Source organism: Roseococcus sp., assembly GCF_965227005.1.
Taxonomy (GTDB): Bacteria; Pseudomonadota; Alphaproteobacteria; order Acetobacterales; family Acetobacteraceae; genus Roseococcus.
On record NZ_CBDDFJ010000017.1, the window covers coordinates 354,729 to 372,809 of the forward strand.

General features: G+C 69.6%; 22 protein-coding genes. 14 read left to right on the forward strand and 8 right to left on the reverse strand.

Translation table 11 applies throughout. The features are described 5' to 3' along the window. The first annotated feature begins 47 nt into the window (after positions 1 to 47). The 7 genes from ACO057_RS08170 to ACO057_RS08200 all read left to right on the forward strand — a co-directional run bounded on the left by ACO057_RS08170 (position 48) and on the right by ACO057_RS08200 (position 6,226). Positions 48 to 1,520 (forward strand): SulP family inorganic anion transporter, encoded by a 1,473-nt coding sequence (locus ACO057_RS08170; RefSeq protein ID WP_421990446.1) that lies wholly within the window; start codon positions 48 to 50, stop codon positions 1,518 to 1,520. A gap of 40 nt (positions 1,521 to 1,560) precedes the next feature. Then, the gene (locus ACO057_RS08175) at positions 1,561 to 2,040 is read left to right on the forward strand and encodes a hypothetical protein (protein ID WP_421990448.1); all 480 of its coding nucleotides are present in this window, start codon (positions 1,561 to 1,563) and stop codon (positions 2,038 to 2,040) included. Between the two features lie 16 nt (positions 2,041 to 2,056). Continuing rightward, on the forward strand, positions 2,057 to 2,455 hold the full coding sequence (locus tag ACO057_RS08180) for a hypothetical protein (RefSeq protein ID WP_421990450.1): 399 nt from the start codon (positions 2,057 to 2,059) through the stop codon (positions 2,453 to 2,455). A gap of 1 nt (position 2,456) precedes the next feature. Next, positions 2,457 to 3,692 (forward strand): MFS transporter, encoded by a 1,236-nt coding sequence (locus ACO057_RS08185; protein WP_421990626.1) that lies wholly within the window; start codon positions 2,457 to 2,459, stop codon positions 3,690 to 3,692. Positions 3,693 to 3,706: 14 nt separating this feature from the next. Beyond that, entirely contained in the window at positions 3,707 to 4,687 is a 981-nt protein-coding gene (locus ACO057_RS08190; protein WP_421990452.1) for a Gfo/Idh/MocA family protein, read from the forward strand. Between the two features lie 42 nt (positions 4,688 to 4,729). Further along, positions 4,730 to 5,080: a RidA family protein gene (locus tag ACO057_RS08195; RefSeq protein ID WP_421990454.1), complete on the forward strand. Its 351-nt coding sequence runs from the start codon at positions 4,730 to 4,732 to the stop codon at positions 5,078 to 5,080. A 369-nt stretch (positions 5,081 to 5,449) separates the two neighbouring features. Next, positions 5,450 to 6,226 (forward strand): CHAP domain-containing protein, encoded by a 777-nt coding sequence (locus ACO057_RS08200; RefSeq protein WP_421990456.1) that lies wholly within the window; start codon positions 5,450 to 5,452, stop codon positions 6,224 to 6,226. A gap of 150 nt (positions 6,227 to 6,376) precedes the next feature. Here ACO057_RS08200 and ACO057_RS08205 read toward each other — a convergent pair whose 3' ends face one another. Then, the gene (locus ACO057_RS08205) at positions 6,377 to 6,970 is read right to left on the reverse strand and encodes a cysteine dioxygenase (protein WP_421990458.1); all 594 of its coding nucleotides are present in this window, start codon (positions 6,968 to 6,970) and stop codon (positions 6,377 to 6,379) included. A 1-nt stretch (position 6,971) separates the two neighbouring features. Next, positions 6,972 to 8,150 (reverse strand): amidohydrolase, encoded by a 1,179-nt coding sequence (locus ACO057_RS08210; protein ID WP_421990460.1) that lies wholly within the window; start codon positions 8,148 to 8,150, stop codon positions 6,972 to 6,974. A gap of 162 nt (positions 8,151 to 8,312) precedes the next feature. Here ACO057_RS08210 and ACO057_RS08215 point away from each other — a divergent pair, with 162 nt between their 5' ends. Then, positions 8,313 to 9,188, forward strand: a complete 876-nt coding sequence (locus ACO057_RS08215) for a helix-turn-helix domain-containing protein (RefSeq protein ID WP_421990462.1) — start codon at positions 8,313 to 8,315, stop codon at positions 9,186 to 9,188. A 49-nt stretch (positions 9,189 to 9,237) separates the two neighbouring features. Here ACO057_RS08215 and ACO057_RS08220 read toward each other — a convergent pair whose 3' ends face one another. Next, positions 9,238 to 10,125: a tyrosine recombinase gene (locus ACO057_RS08220; protein WP_421990464.1), complete on the reverse strand. Its 888-nt coding sequence runs from the start codon at positions 10,123 to 10,125 to the stop codon at positions 9,238 to 9,240. Beyond that, positions 10,122 to 10,250: a hypothetical protein gene (locus ACO057_RS08225; protein ID WP_421990466.1), complete on the reverse strand. Its 129-nt coding sequence runs from the start codon at positions 10,248 to 10,250 to the stop codon at positions 10,122 to 10,124. Before ACO057_RS08225 ends, ACO057_RS08220 begins: the two co-directional genes overlap by 4 nt. Before the next feature lie 108 nt (positions 10,251 to 10,358). Between ACO057_RS08225 and aroB the strand changes: the two genes are divergently transcribed. Together aroB and ACO057_RS08235 are read left to right on the forward strand one after the other, a co-directional pair. Then, entirely contained in the window at positions 10,359 to 12,011 is a 1,653-nt protein-coding gene (aroB, locus tag ACO057_RS08230) for a 3-dehydroquinate synthase (protein ID WP_421990468.1), read from the forward strand. Then, positions 12,008 to 13,027, forward strand: a complete 1,020-nt coding sequence (locus tag ACO057_RS08235) for an NADP-dependent oxidoreductase (RefSeq protein ID WP_421990470.1) — start codon at positions 12,008 to 12,010, stop codon at positions 13,025 to 13,027. Before aroB ends, ACO057_RS08235 begins: the two co-directional genes overlap by 4 nt. Positions 13,028 to 13,031: 4 nt before the next feature. On the opposite strand, the gene ACO057_RS08240 is transcribed toward ACO057_RS08235, so the two are convergent. Then, the gene (locus tag ACO057_RS08240; protein WP_421990472.1) at positions 13,032 to 13,721 is read right to left on the reverse strand and encodes an aspartate/glutamate racemase family protein; all 690 of its coding nucleotides are present in this window, start codon (positions 13,719 to 13,721) and stop codon (positions 13,032 to 13,034) included. Between the two features lie 41 nt (positions 13,722 to 13,762). On the opposite strand from ACO057_RS08240, the gene ACO057_RS08245 reads away from it, so the two are divergent. Continuing rightward, a complete protein-coding gene (locus ACO057_RS08245) occupies positions 13,763 to 13,894 on the forward strand; it encodes a hypothetical protein (RefSeq protein ID WP_421990474.1) in 132 nt (43 codons plus the stop codon). Next, the gene (locus tag ACO057_RS08250; RefSeq protein ID WP_421990476.1) at positions 13,894 to 14,160 is read left to right on the forward strand and encodes a hypothetical protein; all 267 of its coding nucleotides are present in this window, start codon (positions 13,894 to 13,896) and stop codon (positions 14,158 to 14,160) included. The genes ACO057_RS08245 and ACO057_RS08250 overlap by 1 nt, the downstream gene beginning before the upstream one ends. Here ACO057_RS08250 and cysE read toward each other — a convergent pair. Together cysE and ACO057_RS08260 are read right to left on the reverse strand one after the other, a co-directional pair. Continuing rightward, positions 14,157 to 14,876 carry a serine O-acetyltransferase gene (cysE, locus tag ACO057_RS08255; protein ID WP_421990478.1) on the reverse strand — a complete coding sequence of 240 codons (720 nt, stop codon included), beginning with the start codon at positions 14,874 to 14,876 and terminating at the stop codon, positions 14,157 to 14,159. The two genes, ACO057_RS08250 and cysE, sit on opposite strands and share 4 nt — an antisense overlap. After that, positions 14,873 to 15,892: a cysteine synthase A gene (locus ACO057_RS08260; protein WP_421990480.1), complete on the reverse strand. Its 1,020-nt coding sequence runs from the start codon at positions 15,890 to 15,892 to the stop codon at positions 14,873 to 14,875. Before ACO057_RS08260 ends, cysE begins: the two co-directional genes overlap by 4 nt. Before the next feature lie 238 nt (positions 15,893 to 16,130). Between ACO057_RS08260 and ACO057_RS08265 the strand changes: the two genes are divergently transcribed. Both ACO057_RS08265 and ACO057_RS08270 read left to right on the forward strand, forming a co-directional pair. Further along, positions 16,131 to 16,778: a Bug family tripartite tricarboxylate transporter substrate binding protein gene (locus ACO057_RS08265; protein ID WP_421990482.1), complete on the forward strand. Its 648-nt coding sequence runs from the start codon at positions 16,131 to 16,133 to the stop codon at positions 16,776 to 16,778. Further along, on the forward strand, positions 16,775 to 17,077 hold the full coding sequence (locus ACO057_RS08270) for a Bug family tripartite tricarboxylate transporter substrate binding protein (protein WP_421990628.1): 303 nt from the start codon (positions 16,775 to 16,777) through the stop codon (positions 17,075 to 17,077). The genes ACO057_RS08265 and ACO057_RS08270 overlap by 4 nt, the downstream gene beginning before the upstream one ends. A 7-nt stretch (positions 17,078 to 17,084) precedes the next feature. On the opposite strand, the gene ACO057_RS08275 is transcribed toward ACO057_RS08270, so the two are convergent. Continuing rightward, complete coding sequence (locus ACO057_RS08275) at positions 17,085 to 18,056, reverse strand: Bug family tripartite tricarboxylate transporter substrate binding protein (protein ID WP_421990484.1); 972 nt, start codon at positions 18,054 to 18,056, stop codon at positions 17,085 to 17,087. Between the last annotated feature and the right edge of the window lie 25 nt (positions 18,057 to 18,081).

Sequence of the window (18,081 nt, forward strand, 5' to 3'; positions counted from 1 at the left end):
GGCGGTCATCGTGCGTCGCGCGGCCGGCCTGCTCCCGAAAGCTCCCCATGTCCCTCTCCCGACTGCGCGCCGAATGGTCGCCCAACATCACGCGCGACCTGATGGCGGGCACCGTCGTCGCTCTCGCGCTGATCCCGGAGGCCATCGCCTTCTCTATCATCGCTGGCGTCGATCCGAAGCTGGGCCTCTACGCCTCCTTCTGCATCGCGGTGATCACCGCCATCGCGGGCGGGCGCCCGGCGATGATCTCGGCGGCCACCGCGGCGATGGCGGTCGTCATGGTCACCCTCGTGCGCGACCACGGCGTGCAGTACCTGCTGGCCGCGACGGTGCTGACGGGCGTGCTCCAGATCATCGCCGGATATCTGCGCCTGGGCGACCTGATGCGCTTCGTCTCGCGCTCGGTCATCACGGGCTTCGTGAACGCGCTGGCGATCCTGATCTTCCTGGCCCAGATGCCCGAGCTCATCGGCCGGGGCATGCCCACCTACGTCATGCTGCTGGCGAGCCTGGCCATCATCTATCTGCTGCCGCGGCTGACCAAGGCCGTCCCCTCGCCGCTCGTCGCAATCATCGTGATGACGGTGCTGTCCATGAGCTTCGGCTTCGACCTGCGCACGGTCGGCGACATGGGCGCGCTGCCCACTGAATTCCCCGCCTTCGCCTTGCCCGACGTGCCGCTGAGCCTCGAGACGCTGCGCATCATCCTGCCCTACTCGCTGACGCTCGCGATGGTCGGCCTGCTGGAGAGCCTGATGACGGCGGCCATCGTCGACGAGATGACCGACACGGACTCGGACAAGAACCGCGAATGCCGCGGCCAGGGCCTCGCCAATTTCGTGACGGGCTTCTTCGGCGGCATGGCGGGCTGCGCGATGATCGGCCAGTCGGGGATCAACGTCTCCTCGGGCGGGCGCGGGCGGCTCTCCTGCTTCTGGGCGGGTGCGTTTCTTCTCTTTCTCTGCGTCGTGCTCGGCCCTTGGGTCGCGCAGATCCCGATGGGCGCTCTGGTGGCGGTGATGGTGATGGTCTCCATCAACACCTTCCGCTGGGGCTCGCTGAAGAGCCTCTTCACCCATCCCACCAGCTCCAGCATCGTGATGGTCGCGACCGTGGTGGTCGTGGTCTGGACGCATGACCTCGCCCAGGGCGTGCTGGTCGGCGTGGTGCTGAGCGGGCTGTTCTTCGCCCAGAAGGTCTCGCGCTTCTTCGCCGTGACCTCCGAGTTGGACGGGGGCGCGCGCATCTATCGCGTCACGGGCCAGATCTTCTTCGCCACGGCCGAGGCTTTCCATTCGGCCTTCGATTTTCGCGAGGAGCTGACCGCGGTGACCATCGATGTCCAGAGCGCGCATTTCTGGGATCTCACCGCCGTCAACGCGCTGGACCGGGTCGTCCTCAAGTTCCGCCAGCACGACATTCCGGTCGAGATCGTGGGCATGAACGCGGCCAGCCAGACCCTGGTCGATCGCCTCGGCCTGCATGACAAGGGCGTGACCCTGCCCGCTTCGGGTCACTGAAACCCTGTAAATCGGCGCCCCGAAGGGCAACATTCCCGCGGTGACCGTCACCACCACCGAACTGCCCTCCGGCGCCCTCCGACATGAGGTGGGCGTCGCCGCCGGGGCGCTGCCCGCCGTCTCGCCCGGCGCGATCGAGATCGCCTGGGAGGTGGCGCGCGCTTCCGCCCATGCCGGGGTCTGGGGACCCGCGCGCCTGCTCGCCTTCCCCGACGGGATCGAGATCGCGCTCACCGATGCCGACGCCGCCAGCTGGGCCGAGGCCATGTCACGTCATTGCGGACTCGATTCGCTCGCGGGTCTGGCCCTCTGCCTGCGCCTGCTGGCGCTGGTGGAGCTGCTGGGGCGGGCCCCCTGGACGCGCGGGATGTTCACGATCGGGGCGGATGGGGCCGAATTCCATCCCGCTTTGCTCTCCGCCGCCGCCATGGCGCCTTTGGACGCCACGGGACGTTTCGAGGATGCGGCGATGCGTGCCATGTTGTCGCGCACACTTCCCAGGGCCGCCCCGCCCGCCTGACGAAAGCCGCCCGCACATGCCGCGCCCCGCCGCCCTGCTCCTTCCGGTCCTCCTTCTGGCTGCCTGCGGCACCACGCCCCTGGTCGCGCCCGCACGCCCCGGCGACGCCGTCCGCACCAATCCCCAGGTCGCCCAGGCCTGCCGCGAGGAGACCGCGCGGCGCATCCAGCGCCAGGATCGCGGCCAGCTGATGCGCGAGGACGAGCGCGACAACCGCCTCGGCTCGGAGACCGTCTCCTCCAGCCAGGCGATGCAGACCGATCGCCTCGGCCGCCAGTTCCAGTTCGGCCGCGAGATCGACGACTGCATCCGCGCGAACACCCAGGCGAGCATGCCCGCCGCGACCGCGCCCGCCGCCGCGACGCCCGACGATTCGGCCGCGCCCGCCGCCACCCGCCGCCGCCCGAGGTCCTGACCTGAAACCCTTCGGCGCGCTCCAGCGCGCCCTTTCCCATCGCGACGCGCGGATCTTCTTCACCGCGAGCCTGACCTCCTGGACCGGGCTTTGGATGCATCGCATCGCGGTGATGTGGCTCGCCTGGGAGCTCACGCATTCGGCCTTCTGGGTCGGCATGGTCGCCTTCTCCGACCTCGCGCCGGCCGTCATCTTCAGTCCCATCGCCGGCGCCGTCGCCGACCGGATGGACCGCGTGAAGCTGACCATGATCGCGCAGATGGTCGTGGCGGCCGAGGCTCTCTGCACGGCCACCTTCACGGCCACGGGGCATATCAGCATCGGGGTGCTGATCTCCTTCGAGCTGATCGGCGGCATCGCCCAGAGCTTCGCCCAGCCGGCCCGTCAGGCGGTGATGCCGGGCCTCGTGCCCGTGGCGGACCTGCCGGCGGCCGTCGCCTGCAACTCGCTCTGCTTCAACGTCGCCCGCTTCCTGGGGCCCGGCATCGCGGGGCCGATGATCGCCGTCTGGGGCGTGGTGCCCGCCATCCTCTGCAACGTCGCGGCCTATACGATCGCCACGCTGACCCTGCCCATGCTGCGCGTGAACCCCGGCCATCGCCGGGGGCATCCGCCGGAGGGCTCGCTCCTTTCGGAGATGCAGGAAGGTCTGCGCTATGCCGCCGGCCATCCGGGCATCGGACCCGTGCTGGCCTTCGCGGGCGTCAGCGCGATCCTGCTGCGCGGCGTGCAGGAGGTGCTGCCGCCCTTCGTGGATCGCATCTTCCAGCAGGGCGCGGGAGGCCTGGCGGTGCTGACGGCCGCGATCGCCGTCGGCGCGCTGATCGGCGGCGTGGCGATCGCCGCGCGCGGACGGCTGCAGGGCGTGACGCGCATCGCGGTGCTGGCCGTGGCGGCGCAGGCCGTGGTCGTCGTGGGCTTCGCTGCGACCAGCTACTTCCCCTTCGCCGTCCTCTGCGCCGCGCTCTATGGCGCCTGCGGCGCGGCGCACGGCATCTCGGCGCAGATGCTGGTGCAATCGGCCGCGCTCACGCGCATGCGTGGGCGCACCCTGGCGCTCTGGGGCCTCATCACCCGGGCCTGTCCGGCCCTGGGCGCGCTGGTGCTGGGCATGACCGGCGAGGTCTTCGGCATGCGCATTCCCACGCTCGTCGCGGCCTTCTGCGCCATGGGTGTCGCCGCCTGGGGCGTGACACGGATGCGCGGCTGGGCCAGACATCTGGAAAATCCGTCCTAGTTCAGGAGAGTACGATGCTCGACGCCGCCATCATTGGTATGGGCCGCTGGGGACGCACGCTGGTCGACAGCGTCCAAGGCAAGAACGAGGCGGGCATCCGCTTCGTCGCCGGCTGCACGGGCACGCCCGCCAAGGCCGCCGGATATGCGGCCGAGAAGGGCATCGTGCTGCATGACAGCCTGGCGCCCATCCTGGCCGACCGCTCCATCGGCGCCGTCGTGCTCGCCACGCCGCATGCCCAGCATGCCGAACAGGTGATCGCCGCCGCCGCCGCGGGCAAGCATGTCTTCGTGGAGAAGCCCTTCACCCTCAGCCAGGCCAGCGCCGCCGCCGCCGTGGCGGCCTGCCAGAAGGCGGGCGTGGTGATGGCGCTCGGCCACAACCGCCGCTTCCTGCCGGCGGTCGCCGAGATGAAGTCGCTCCTCGCCTCGGGCAAGCTCGGGACGCTGCTGCATGTCGAGGGCCAGTTCAGCGGCCCCGGCGGCTTCGGCTATCAGGCCGGGGCCTGGCGCGCGGACCGCGCCGAGAGCCCGCTGGGGGGCATGGGCGGCATGGGCATCCACATGATCGACCTGATCATCTCGCTGGCCGGCCGCTTCCGCGACGTGCGCGTGCTGAGCAAGGCGCTCGTGCTCGACACCATCGACGACACGACCTCGATGCTCGCCACGCTGGAGAACGGCGCCACCTGCACCTTCGCCACCCTGGGCGCCGCGACGCGCTACTGGCGCTGCGCCCTCTTCGGCTCGGACGGGCTGGTGGAGCTGCGCGGGCATGAGCAGCTCTTCTTCCGCGCCCGCGAGGGCGGCGAGGAGTGGACGCGCGACTATCCCGTCACCGATATCGAGCGCGCCGAGCTGGAGGCCTTCGCGGCCGCCGTCGCCGGCGGGCCGGCCTATCCGCTGCCGCTCGACGAGGCGATCCACGGCGTGGCCGTTTTCGAGACCATGATCGGCGCCGCCGCCTCCGGTAGCGCCTATGCGGTCCCGGCGTGAACGGCTAAATCAACAACCATCCATCGGCAGGAGAAGCCCGAGATGAGCAAGATCAATCGTACCGGCAGCAACCAGATTCTCAGCAGCGCGGTCGAGTACCACAACTTCGTCTATTGCGCCGGCATCACCGCCGACGACCTGAGCCAGGACATCACCGGCCAGACCAAGCAGGTCGTGGACAAGATCACCGCCCTGCTCGAGGCCAATGGCACCGACAACACGCGCCTGCTGCAGGCCCAGATCTGGCTCAAGGACATCCGCGACCGCGACGCGATGAACAAGGTCTACGTGGCCTGGCTCGGCGAGGCCGGCCGTCCGGCCCGCGCCTGCGTGCAGGCGAACATGGCGGACCCCCGCCATCTGGTCGAGATCATGGTCACCGCCTGCAAGTAATATTCAGTAGCTGGCCAAGTAACTTCCTGGCTGGCAGATCATGAGGCGTCGGGCATCACTGCCCGGCGCCTTTTTCATGCTTATTCAATAATATGAGCTCGGCCTTGTTGCGGGCCATTCCTCACCCCGCGAATCCGACGTGATTGGGCTGTTGCAAATTTACCGCAACACTGTGGCGCAACTCCCGGTTGCCGCCGAAGCTAGGATCATCCTCCTGATTTTGCCATCGCAACGGGTCGCGGATGGACGAATCACGGCAGATTTCACGATGTGTCGATTTGGTGGGTTGCTGGCGGTGCATGCCGCCGATACCCCGGTTGCACGCCTCCTGGATTTTATTTGGGGCGTGCCGCACCAGGAGGGTACCGCATGCGACTTCGGATCGCCACGATCGCCATGGGTCTTTTGCTCGCCGCCGCGCCTTTCGCGCAGCAAGCCGAAGCCGCCCGGGGCGACAGCCGTTCCGAAGCCCGCTCGTCGCGCCCGCAGCCTTCTCGCAGCGCCGTTCACTTCACCGGCAACCGCGCCGCACGCGCGACCCGTGGTGGATATTCCGGCGGCATCTCCTGCGTTCCCTATGCCCGCTCCGTGACGGGCATGGAGATCAGCGGCAATGGCGGCAACTGGTGGGAGAACGCGGCCGGCCGCTACGCCCGCGGCCAGCGTCCGCAGATCGGCTCCGTCCTTTCTTTCCCCGGTTCGGGCGGCATGCGCATGGGCCACGTGGCCGTCGTCTCGCGCATCGTTCAGCCCCGGATCATCGAAATCGACCATGCCAACTGGGGCGGTCCTGGCATCCGCCGCGGCACGGTCATGCACAATGTCCGCGTCATGGACGTGTCCCACGACAATTCCTGGACGCGCGTGCGCGTGCAGGTCGGCTGGACCTCGGAGAATTTCGGTCGTGAGTATCCGACCGACGGCTTCATTCACAACCGCGCGGCCAGCAGCTACGTCGCCGGCGTGGACGACATGATCCGCCCGGTGTCCTACACGACGCATAACGACATCCGGCCCGCTCGGCGCGTCTCACGTCCCGCCCAGTCCGCTCAGCCCAACCGCAACGCCCGCCGCACGCAGGCTTCGGCCGCCTCCGCCCGTGCCACCCAGCCGGCTCGCGTCGCCCAGGCTCGCACCACCCGATAACGCGCCTCCAGCGCCGCGGTTGCGGCGCCACGCATTTCGACGCGGCCGTCCATGACGGCCGCGTTTTTTTGTGTCCACGACGTGATGCTCGATGTGTCCCTCGAGGGGGAGGGCATCGCCCCCGCCCCTCTCAGGTCTTCGTGACGAAGGCTAGGCGATCAGCTCGCTGGAGCGATCCCACAGATTGGGCACCACGTCATTGGTATAGCCGGACACGAAGCGCTTCCGCGCGCTCGTCTGCGGATCGAAGGTGTGCCGCTCGATCGCGCCAATATTGCCGCCATAGACGTGGATCGAGATCGACGCCCGGTCAGGGATCGCGTTCTGGACCCAATGGACGTCCTCCTCGCTCGACCCCACGCCCACGACCTCGCCCGGCCGGAGGTGGTCCACCTGGCCCGTGCGCATCGGCTGGCTCGGCTCGGGGTGCATGGTCGTGCTCACCTCGGCACCGCGCAGCATGCCCACGAGGCCCCAGACCTTGTGGTTGTGGACCGGCGTGCGTTGGCCGATGCCCCAGACGAAGCTCACCACGCTGAAGCGCTCCAGCGGATCGCAATGGAGCAGGTACTGGCGATAGGTCGGCCCCGGCTCGGCCAGGGCGTCGGGCAGCCAGTCGTCGTTGGAGACGAGGGCCTGCAGCAGCGCCCCGCCCTCTTGCAGCCAGCGCGCCTCCTCCGGCGCCTCGCCCGCGAGACGCGTCATGTCCTGGATGAAGCCGCGCAGGCGAGAAATGTCAGTCATCTTAATCCTCCGTCAGGGCCCGCTTGGCGACCGCGGCAAGGAAACCGGAGGCCGCGGGCAGGATATCATCGTTGAAATCGTAGGAAGGGTGATGCAGTTCGCGGCCATTCTCGGCGGGACCGTTGCCGATCCAGACGAAGGCGCCGGGAACATTGTGGAGGAACCAGGAGAAGTCCTCGCCGGTCATCGCCGGCGGCAGGCCGCGCACGACCTGGGTCACGCTGGCGGCGGCCAGGGCGGCCGTCTCGCGTTCTTCCGGATGATTCTCCGTCACCGGCACGCCGCGATTGAAGTTGAGGGTCGCCTTGAGACCGAAGGCGGCAGCAATGCCGTGCGCGATCTCGGCCATCCGGGTCTCGATCAGGTCGCCCACGCTGGCATCGAGCCAACGCGCCGTTCCCTTGAGGACGGCACGGGCCGGCACCTGGTTCTGCGCCTCGCCCGAGGTCGCCATGGTGATACTGACCACGCCGGCCTTCATCGGGTCGACCTCGCGCGAGACGATCGACTGCAGCGCCACGATGGCGTGGCCGGCGCCGATCATCGGGTCCTTGGTCATGTGCGGCAGCGCGGCGTGGCCGGCATGGCCGTCGAAGGTGATGTCGAAGCGCGCGCCGGCGGCCATCACGGCCTTCTCATGCACGCCGACGGTGCCCGCCGGCAGGCCGGGCCAGTTGTGCCAGCCGAAGATGCGATCCATCGGAAAGCGCTCGAACAGGCCGTCGGCGATCATCTTGACCGCGCCGTTGCCGCCTTCTTCGGCCGGCTGGAAGACGAGGCGGACGGTGCCCGACCAGCTCGTGTCGGCCTGGAGCAGCGCGGCCGCGCCCAGCAGCGCGGCGGTGTGGCCGTCATGGCCGCAGGCATGCATGACTCCCGGCTTGCGGCTGCGATGCGGCAGCGTCTCGTCGGCTTCCTGGATCGGCAGGGCGTCCATGTCGGCGCGCAGGCCGACGCTGCGGTTGCCGCCTTGGCCGCCCCCGCCCTTGCCGTTCTGGGGGCGACGGAGAGTGGCGACGACGCCGTGCCCTCCGATTCCCGTCTCGATCTCGGTAATGCCGAGGGATTGGAGTTTCTCGACGACGAAGGCCGCCGTGGCCCCCTCATCGAGGGTCAGGCCAGGATTGGCGTGGAGGTGGCGTCGCCAGGCTGTGACACTGGCGTGAAGGTCTCGGTCCATGGAAGGAAGCCTAGGCCGGTTTGCCGAGATCGGGTATCCAAAGCGCGTGACGATTTTTGATCCATGTCTTGCAGGGCGACGATCAATCTCGTTACACCGGGTTGTGTATCTATTGCCGTACCACCTCAGGGTTGTGCGGAACGGAATGATGGGCCCAAGAACATGAAATTTGCTGACATTGGCCAGCAGTTGCGTGCCTACCGCATGGAATCGGGCATGCGCGCCGAGGAGATCGCCGCGCGACTCGGCGTCTCACGCGCCGCGCTCTATCGCTACGAAAAGGGCGAGGTCATCAAGCTTGAGACGATTCGCCGCCTGGCGGAGCTGCTCAAGGTCTCCCCGCTCTCGCTGCTGGGCATTGGCATCGAATATTTCGCCCGTCCGGCCGCCTTCCAGGAGCGCCTGCGCGGCCTGGAGGAGCAGGCCGACCAGATCCTGCTCGTCGGCGGCGCCTATTGCTGGCCCATCACGGGCGAGGCGATGGAGGGCGCCGTGGCCGAGGCCTGGACCCAGTCCATCCAGGCCGGCCCCGAGCGCGCCGCCGCCATCTCCCAGGTCGAGCAGGGGCTGGGCGCGCTGACGGCGCGCAAGCGCCTCTACGCCCAGAAACGGCCGACCATGATCGCGGTGCTCGGCGAGGGCGCCCTGCGCGCCATGCTGACCGAGGGCGTGGCCGGCGGCCTTCCCATCCCCGAGGCCACCCGCACCCGCGCGCGCATCGCCGCCCAGCAGGAGGCCGAGGCCATGGCCGCCGTGATGGAGAGCGTGCCGATCGGGCTGCAGCTCGGCCTCGCGACCGGCCCGCAACCCGCAGCCCCCTTCATGGTGCTGCGCGGGCGCGATCGCGCGCATGTGGTGACCTCGCCGATTCCGGCCGACACCCCCCCTTCCGTCGCGGCGGGCGTGGCGGGAATCACCGCGGCCGAGGAAGCCGTGGCCGTGCACCAACGCGTGGCCGAGGCGATGTGGCGCGACTCGATGAAGGGCGCCGAGGCCGCCGCCCGCGTGCGCGAGATGGTGCGCGCCAGCCGGGGTTAACGCACGGGGGGCTGACGCGCCCGGTCGCGCGTCCCGCACCGCAGGCCGGCTACGCCCGCGCGAGCGGATGGTGCTCCTCGACCACGGCGCGCAGCCGCTCCTCCAGCACGCGGGTGTAGATCTGCGTGGTGGCGATATCGGCATGGCCGAGCAGCATCTGCAGCGCGCGCAGATCGGCGCCGCGCGAGAGCAGGTGCGTCGCGAAGGAATGGCGCAGCACATGCGGGCTGACCTTCGCGGGGTCGAGCCCGCCGGCCAGCGCGGCCTGCTTCAGCAGCAGCCCCACGCCCTGGCGCGTCAGATGGCCATTGGCGCCGCGCGAGGGCAGCAGCCACTTGCGCGCGGTCGCCCTGCCCTTGCCGCGCGGCGTCAGGCTCTCCTGCGCGGCCTGGGCCGCCTCGCGCGCGCGGCGGGAGATGGGGACGAGGCGCTCCTTCGCGCCCTTGCCGCGCACCGTCACCAGGGGCTCGGCCGCATGCAGCGTGCCGGCGGGCAGCGTGACGAGCTCGGTCACGCGCAGGCCCGAGGCATAGAGCAGCTCGATCGCCGCCGTCGCGATGGCCGCCTGGTTCACGGGCAGCCGGCTTGCCCCTTCGAGCAGGCGCGAGACGTCCTCCTCGCTCATCGCCTTGGGCAGCGAGGCGGGCGCCTTGGGGCTATCGAGCAATTCGGTCGGATCGTCCGTCCGCAGGCCCTCGCGGGCGAGGAAGCGGTAGAATTGCCGCAGCGAGGAAAGCCGCCGCGCCTGGGTTCGCGCGGAGAATCCGCCCAGCGTCGCGAGCCAGGCGCGCAGATCCTCCGCATCCGCCCGCGCGGCGTCCGGGCCGAGGAAGCCCAGCGCATCCACGAGGTCGGCGCGATAGGCGAGCAGCGTGTTGGGAGAGGCGCCGCGCTCGGCGGCCATCATCTCCAGGAAGGCCTCGAGGTGGTGGCTCACCGCACCTGGAAGCGGTCGTTGGGCAGGCTGCGCTCCACGGGCAGCGTGTTCACCGCGGGCGGAAAGGCGCCCAGGACGAGCAGCCCAACCCCGCCGAGGAGGATGAGGATCAGAATCAGCGTCAATAACGGCCGTCGGAACATGGCGATGAACGCGTCCCCTCGCGCGGATGGGAGGCTGTGCTACCTTCGCGGACCGTGTCACGCAACCTCGCCCAGTCTGAAACCGCATCCATGCCCCTGCCACCTTTGCCGAAAGGCAGTGTCGTGCTGGTCGGCATGCCTGGTGCCGGAAAATCCTCCATCGGCCGCCGCCTGGCGGCCCATTGGGGCATGAGCTTCCGCGACGCCGATTCGGAGATCGAAGCGGCTGCCGGCATCTCCATCGCCGAAATCTTCGCCCGCTACGGCGAGGCGCATTTCCGCGAGGGGGAGCGCCGCGTCATCGCCCGTCTGCTGAACGCGGCCGAGCCGGTGGTGCTGGCCACGGGCGGCGGCGCCTTCGCCGACCCGCGGACGCGCCGGATCGTGCGCGATTCCGGCGCGGTTTCCGTCTGGCTGAAATGCCGGATCTCCACGCTCCTGCGCCGTGTCGTCGGCCGGGAGCACCGGCCGATGTTCGTGAATGCCGATCCACGCGAGGTGCTGGAGCGCCTGATGGCCGCACGCCACCCCGCCTATGCCGAGGCCGATGTGACCCTTTTCTGTTCCGACGAGCATCCCGACGTGACCACCCGCCGCGCCGCCGACGCCATCACGGCCCATCGCCCGCCCGAGCGCCTGCGCGTGGCGCTCTCGCGCAACGCCTATGACATCGTGATCGGCGAGGGCGTGCTGCGCCGCGCCGGCGCCGAGATGGCCCAGCGCCTGGAAGGCCGCCGCGTCGTCATCGTCAGCGACCAGGCCGTCGCACCGCTGCATCTGCCCACGCTGCGCGAATCGCTGGCCGATGCCGGCTTCACCATCGCGGCCGAAATCCTCGTCCCCGCGGGCGAGGCCAGCAAATCCTTCACGCAGTTCGAGCGCGTGGTGGACCAGATCCTCTCCGCCCAGGCCGACCGGCGCCTGACCGTCCTCGCGCTCGGCGGTGGCGTGGTGGGCGACCTCGCGGGCTATGCGGCGGCCTCGGTGCTGCGCGGCCTGCCCTTCGTGCAATGCCCGACCACGCTGCTGGCCCAGGTGGACAGCTCCGTCGGCGGCAAGACCGGGATCAACACCTCCCACGGCAAGAACCTCGTCGGCGCCTTCCATCAGCCCAAGCTGGTGCTGGCCGATACCGCCGTGCTGCGCACCCTGCCCGTCCGTGAGCTGCGCGCCGGCTGGGCCGAGGTGGCCAAGCACGGCCTGCTCCAGGGCCCGCTGTGGGATTGGTGCGAGGCCGAAGGGCCGGCCGCCATGCGCGGCGACCCGGCAGCACTCGCCCATGCCGTGCTGGAGAGCTGCAAGCTGAAATCGGCCGTCGTCACCGAGGACGAGTTCGAGACCAAGGCCGAAGGCGGCCGCGCGCTGCTCAATCTCGGCCATACCTTCGGCCACGCGCTGGAGGCCGAGTGCGGCTATGGCGGACAGCTCCTCCATGGCGAGGCGGTGGCGATCGGGCTCGGCCTCGCGGTCGAGCTCTCCGCGCGGATGGGCCTGTGCTCGCAGGAGATGCCCGGGCGCGTGCGCGAGCATCTGCGCGAGGTGGGGCTGCCGGTCCGGATCTCCGACCTGCCCCGCTCCTTCTCCATCGCGCGGCTGATGGCGCGCATGCGGGCCGACAAGAAGGCGCGCGATGGCGCCATGCGCTTCGTGCTGCTGCGCGCGGCCGGCGATGTGTTCACCGAATCGGGCGTCAGCGAGGATCTCGTCCGCGCCCTTCTGACCGAGGAAGGCTGCGAGCCATGAGCGAGAACAACCTGCAGGTCCTGCTGCGCCGCCGCCCCGCCGGCGAGCCGGTGGCGGAGGATTTCGAGGTCGTGGAGACGCCGGTGCCCGTCCCCGGCGCTGGCGAGGTGCTGATCCGCGCGCGCTTCCTCAGCCTCGATCCCTATATGCGCGGCCGGATGAGCGACGCGAAGAGCTACGCCAAGCCCGTCGAGCTCGGCGGCGTGATGGAAGGGCTTTCCGTGGGCGAGGTCGTGGCCTCGAACCATCCGGATTTCGCCCCGGGCGACACGGTGATGGGCGGCTCGGGCTGGCAGCGCTTTTGCGTGGTGGAGGCGGCCAAGCTGCGCAAGGTCGACTGCAACGAGGCGCCGCTTTCGGCCAATCTCGGCGTCCTGGGCATGCCGGGCCTGACGGCCTGGGTGGGCCTTGAGGATATCGGCGAGCCCAAGCCGGGCGAGACGGTGGTGATCAGCGCGGCCTCGGGCGCGGTGGGCCAGGTGGCGGGGCAGATCGCCAAGGCGCGCGGCGCGCGGGTGATCGGCATCGCGGGTGGGGCGAAGAAATGCGCCTTCGTGGTGCGGGAGCTCGGCTTCGACGCCTGCCTCGACCATCGCGGCGACCTCAACGCCCAGTTGGACGCGGCCTGCCCGGAGGGGATCGACGTCTATTGGGAGAATGTCGGCGGCCATGTGCAGGAGGCGGTCTTCCCGCGCCTGCGCGACTTCGGCCGGATGGTGATGTGCGGAATGATCGCGCAGTACAATCAGGCGCCCGGCGCCGATGCGGCCGGCGCGCCGCCGGGGCCCAACCTTGGCCCCGTGGTGCGCAAGAGGCTGCGGATCCAGGGCTTCATCGTCAGCGACAAGGGCTGGCAGCGCTATCCGCAGTTCCGCGCCGTGATGCTCGGGCTGATGAAGTCCGGCCAGCTGGTGTGGAAGGAAGACGTGGTGCAGGGCCTGCGGAAAGCGCCGGAGGCCTTCATCGGCCTGCTGAAGGGCCAGAACTTCGGCAAGCTGGTGATCGCGATCGACTGAGGACTTACGCTGCGGCCCGGCGCAGCGCGGCCCGTGCCAGCAGGCGCGTGGAATCGAGCGTCGGCAGCGGCGAGTTCCCGTCGTTCATGATCAGCGGGATCTCGGTGCAGCCCAGCACCACCGCGTCGCAGCCCGCCCGTCCCATGCGGGCCATCACGCGCTGTAAATACACCACCGCTTCCGGCGTGAAGCGGGAGCGCACGAGTTCTTCCATGATGATCCGGCCGATCTCGCCGCGCTCTTCCGCGCTCGGCCGCAGGTAATCCAGCCCGCGCGCGGAAAGCTTCTCCGGATAGACCTCGCTCTCCACCAGCCAGGTCGTGCCCGTGAGGCCGATCCGGGAAAATCCGCGCCGCACGGCCTCTTCGGCCACCACTTCCGCGATATGCAGCCAGGGCAGCGGCGAGCGCGGCAGCACGTGGCTCATCGCCTGATGGATGGTGTTGTCCGGGCAGATGAGGAAATCCGCCCCGGCCTTGGCCAGCTTCTCCGCCGAGGACAGCATCAGCCGGCCCACAGCCTCGATATCGCCGGCATCGAGCGCCGCCACGTAATCGGCCAGCGAATGCGTGTGCAACGAGACTTCCGGATGCCCGTGCGGGCCGAAGAATTCCGCTCCCTCCACGCAGATCGTGCGGTAACAGAGCGCCGCGCCCTCGGCCGAACAACCTACGATCCCGATGTGTCCCGCCATATCCGCTCCCCTGTCAGCCCCGCGCGGCCTAACCTGCGCCCATGACCCGATACCGCCTCGATGATTTCCCGCAATCCGGCAACAGCATCAAGCTGACGCGGATGCCCACCCTTTGCGGGCCGTCCGCCGTTTCCGTCGCCCTGCCGGGCGCGCGCCCGTGTCGTCACCTGTGATGCTGAAGAGAGCCACGATCATCGCCTCGGTGGACGATCCCGGCGAGGCTGAGGCCGCCGAAGCCTGGCTGGAGGATGCGCGCGACCGCCTCACCCATGTATCGGACCAGTTGGGTTGCGGCTGTTGCGTGGTGATCTGGGATATCGAGGGCCCGGCCGAGCTCATCGCCACGCTGCCGGAGACGCTGCGGGGGTATAGCGACTGGGACCCGGTGCCGGCGCGGCCCGGACTGTTGTCGCGGCTGTGCCGGCTGCTTCGCGGCTAGCCCACCCGCCACGCTGCCGGCGAAGACCCCCCTTGGGCTTCCAGCGCGGCCTCTCCGCGCGCTTCCAGCGCGGATTCCTCGCGCGCTTCCAGCGCGACGCGCAGCGCGCGCACCTCATCCTCCAGCGCGGCCAACCGCTCGCCGACCGGGTCGATCTCCGTCGCGGGAAGCCCATAGCCGACCGTCACTGTCCCGGCAGGACAATCCGGCCCCGAGCAGCGCGCTGGGATGCCCACCACCGTCGTGCCGTCGGCGACATCGGTCACCGCGACCGCGTTCGCCCCGACCCGCGCGCCGCGCCCGACGATGATCGGCCCCAGCACCTGCGCGCCCGCGCCCAGGATCGCGCCGTCCAGCACGTCCGGATGGCGCTTGCCGGGCTTGAGCGACAGCCCGCCCAGCGTCACCCCGTGATAGATGGTGACGTCGTCGCCGATGGTCGCCGTCTCGCCGATCACCACGCCCATTCCGTGGTCGATGAAGAGCCGCCGCCCGATGCGCGCGCCGGGATGGATCTCGATCCCCGTGAGCATGCGCCCCAGATGCGAGAAGAACCGCCCCCAGCCGCGCAGCCCCCAGCGCCACAGCGCATGCGCCGCGCGATGCCACAGCACCGCATGCAGGCCGGGATAGGAGAAGACGACCTCCGGCCAGGAAGGGCGCGCCGGGTCGCGCGCCCGGATGGAGCGCCCGAGCTCGATGATCTCCAGGGTCATGGCAACCAGCTCGGCACCGGCAGGCCCTTGCCGCGGAGGAACGCCGGGTTGAACAGCTTGGACTGGTAGCGCGCGCCGCCGTCGCACAGGATCGTGACGATGCGGTGGCCCGGCCCCATCTCGCGCGCCAGCTTCACCGCCGCCGCGACGTTGATGCCCGCGCTGCCGCCGACGCAGAGGCCCTCGTTCAGCGTGAGGTCGAAGATCTGCTCCAGCGCCTCGGCATCGGTGACCTGCAGGGCATCGTCGATCGGCGCGCCGTCGAGGTTTTCCGGCACACGCGACTGGCCGATGCCCTCGGTGATCGAGCCGCCCTCGCTCATCACGGGGGTGCCCGTCTTCTTCCAGGAATAGAGTGCCGAACCCATCGGATCGGCCAGCACGATACGGGTCGAGGGGTCCGCTTCCTTCAGAGCGAAGGCGATGCCGGCCAGGGTGCCGCCCGTTCCGCAGGCGCAGGTGAAGGCGTCCACGCGCCCGCCGGCCTGGCGCAGGATTTCGGCCCCCGTGGTCCGGCGATGGCCCTCGCGGTTGTCGAGATTGTCGAACTGGTTCGCCCAGACGGCGCTGCCGGGATGGGCCGCGTTCAGCTCCTCGGCGAGGCGGCGCGAGACATGCACGTAATTGCCCGGATCGGCATAGGGCTTGGCAGGGATCAGCCGCAGGTCGGCGCCGATCATGCGGAGAAAGTCGATCTTCTCCTGGCTCTGCGTCTCCGGCATCACGATGACGCTGCGATAGCCCAGCGCGTTGCCCACCAGCGTGAGGCCGATGCCGGTATTGCCCGCCGTGCCCTCGACGATGACGCCGCCCGGCTTGAGTTGCCCCTTGGCGATGGCGCCCTCGATGATCGCGAGACCGGCGCGGTCCTTCACGGAGCCGCCCGGATTCATGAATTCGGCCTTGCCCAGGATCTCGCATCCCGTGGCCTCGCTGGCCCGCGCGAGGCGGATGAGCGGCGTGTTGCCGATGGCGCCGAGCAGGCCTCGGGCGGGGGAGCTGTGCAATGCGTTCATAAGGCTCAGGATATCAGCAACACGACGACGTGAAACAAGAAGATGGACCCGAGCAATGCGTGAAGCGCAGGGGGCGGATGCAGAAAACCGCAGGAGGCGGCCGATAAATCCACGTTGACGTTAGATCATATAATCTCCATACCACACTACATGATCGTAATTAATGTGGCCGGCCCGGCGCGATGTTCCTCCGGAAGAACCGAAAATCCCTGAACATCGCGCCCTGGAGAATACCACTGTGATCCGCCGTCAATTCCTCACTCTTCCCGCCCTCGCTCTGGCCACCCCTGCCTTGGCGCAGTCCGATCGTTCCATCCGCCTCGTGGTGCCCGTCGCGCCCGGCGGCAGCCAGGACATCGTGGGCCGGCTCATCGCCCGCCATCTGGGCACGGCCCTGGGTGCCCAGATCGTCGTGGAGAACCATCCCGGCGCCGGCAGCAATATCGGCTATGAGCTCGTCGCGCGCGCGCGTCCGGACGGGCTGACGCTGCTGGCCGGATCGGACAGCCTGTCCATCAACAAGTCGCTCTTCCGCCGGCTGTCCTTCGACCCCATCGACGATTTCGCGCCCATCGCCCAGGCGACCTCGGTGCCGCAGATCCTGGTGGTGCGCGCCGATTTCCCCGCCAATTCCTTCGAGGACTTCGTCACCCGCAGCCGCACCGCTCCCGCCGCGGTCGGCACGCCGGGCAATGGCAGCCTCTCGCACCTGCTCGCCGAGCTGATCCAGCAGGCCACCGAGACGCGCTGGACCCATGTGCCCTATCGCGGCGGTTCGCTGGCCGTGAACGACCTGCTGGGCGGCTCGCTCCAGGGCGTGATGATCAACATCGGCGCGGTGACGCAGCATGTGCAGTCCGGCCGGCTGCGCGGCCTCGCTGTCTGACCGGCACGCGCACCGCCGCCTTGCCCGAGGTGCCGACGCTGATCGAGGCCGGGCTCTCCGGAGTGGACGTGGCGGGCTGGCACGGGATCGTGGCGCCGAAGGGCACGGATCCCGCGCTCGTGACGCGCATCAACCAGGCGGTGGTCCAGGTGCTGCAGCTGGCCGAGGTGCGCGAGCGCCTGACCGCTCTGGGCATCGAGGCCGTGGAGGGCAGCCCCGAGGCCCTGGCCGCCAAGATGCGCGCGGACACCGCCCGCTGGGCGCCGGTCATCCAGCGCACGGGCATGCAGGCGGACTGACCAAGGCCTATTGGAGCGCCATTCCCGAGCTGCGGACCACCTGCGTCCAGCTCTCCACATCGGCCGCGATGCGCCGGCGCATGGCCTCGGGCCCGCGCTGCTCGGGCGGGGGCATGGTGGAGGCGAGATCGGCGAAGCGGGCGATCACGGCCGGGCTGGCCAGCGCCGCCTCGATCGCCCGCACCAGGCGCTGCTGCACCGCGGGCGGCATTCCCCTCGGTCCCGCGATCGCGTTCCAGATCACCATGTCGAAGCCCGGAAGCCCCGCCTCCGCGAAGGTCGGCACGTCGGGCATCTGCGCGGCGCGGACGGGGCCGGTGATGGCGAGCGCCACCGCCGTACGGCCCTGATGCGCGGGAATCAGCGCCACCGACTGGTCGATCATCGCATCGACCGTGCCGGCCGCGAGGTCGCTCATCGCCGGCCCGGCGCCGCGATAGGGCACCAGCAGCGCCTTGGAGCCGATGAGGGTGAAGAGATAGGCCGGGGCGAGATGGCCCGTCGTACCCGCGCCGGGCGTGCCGAAGGTGACGCCCTCCCCGCGCTCGCGGATCCGCGAGATCAGCGTGGCGAGCTCGCGCACGCCCGAGCGTGAGCTCGCCGCGAGCACCATCGGCACATTGGCGACGATGCTGATCGGCGTCAGATCCGTTCGAGGATCGAAGCCGAGGTCGCGCGTGGTGGCGACATTGGCGGCCATCGAGCCGACATTGCCGAAGCCGATGACATAGCCCTCGGGGTCGGAGCGGACGATCCGCTGCATGCCGACCAGGCTGCCCGCGCCGGTGACGTTCTCGATCACCACGCCGCGGCCGAGATCCGGGCTCATCGCCTGGGCCATCAGCCGGCCCAGGGCATCGAGCGTGCCGCCCGGCGCGGAAGGCACGATCATGGTGATGGTTCGCGCCGGATAGTCCTGCGCCATCGCGTCGGTGGCGCAGAAGGCCAGAAGACAGCCGAGCCAAAGCCTTGCCCGCATGGTGCATCCCTTCCCCGTATGTCGG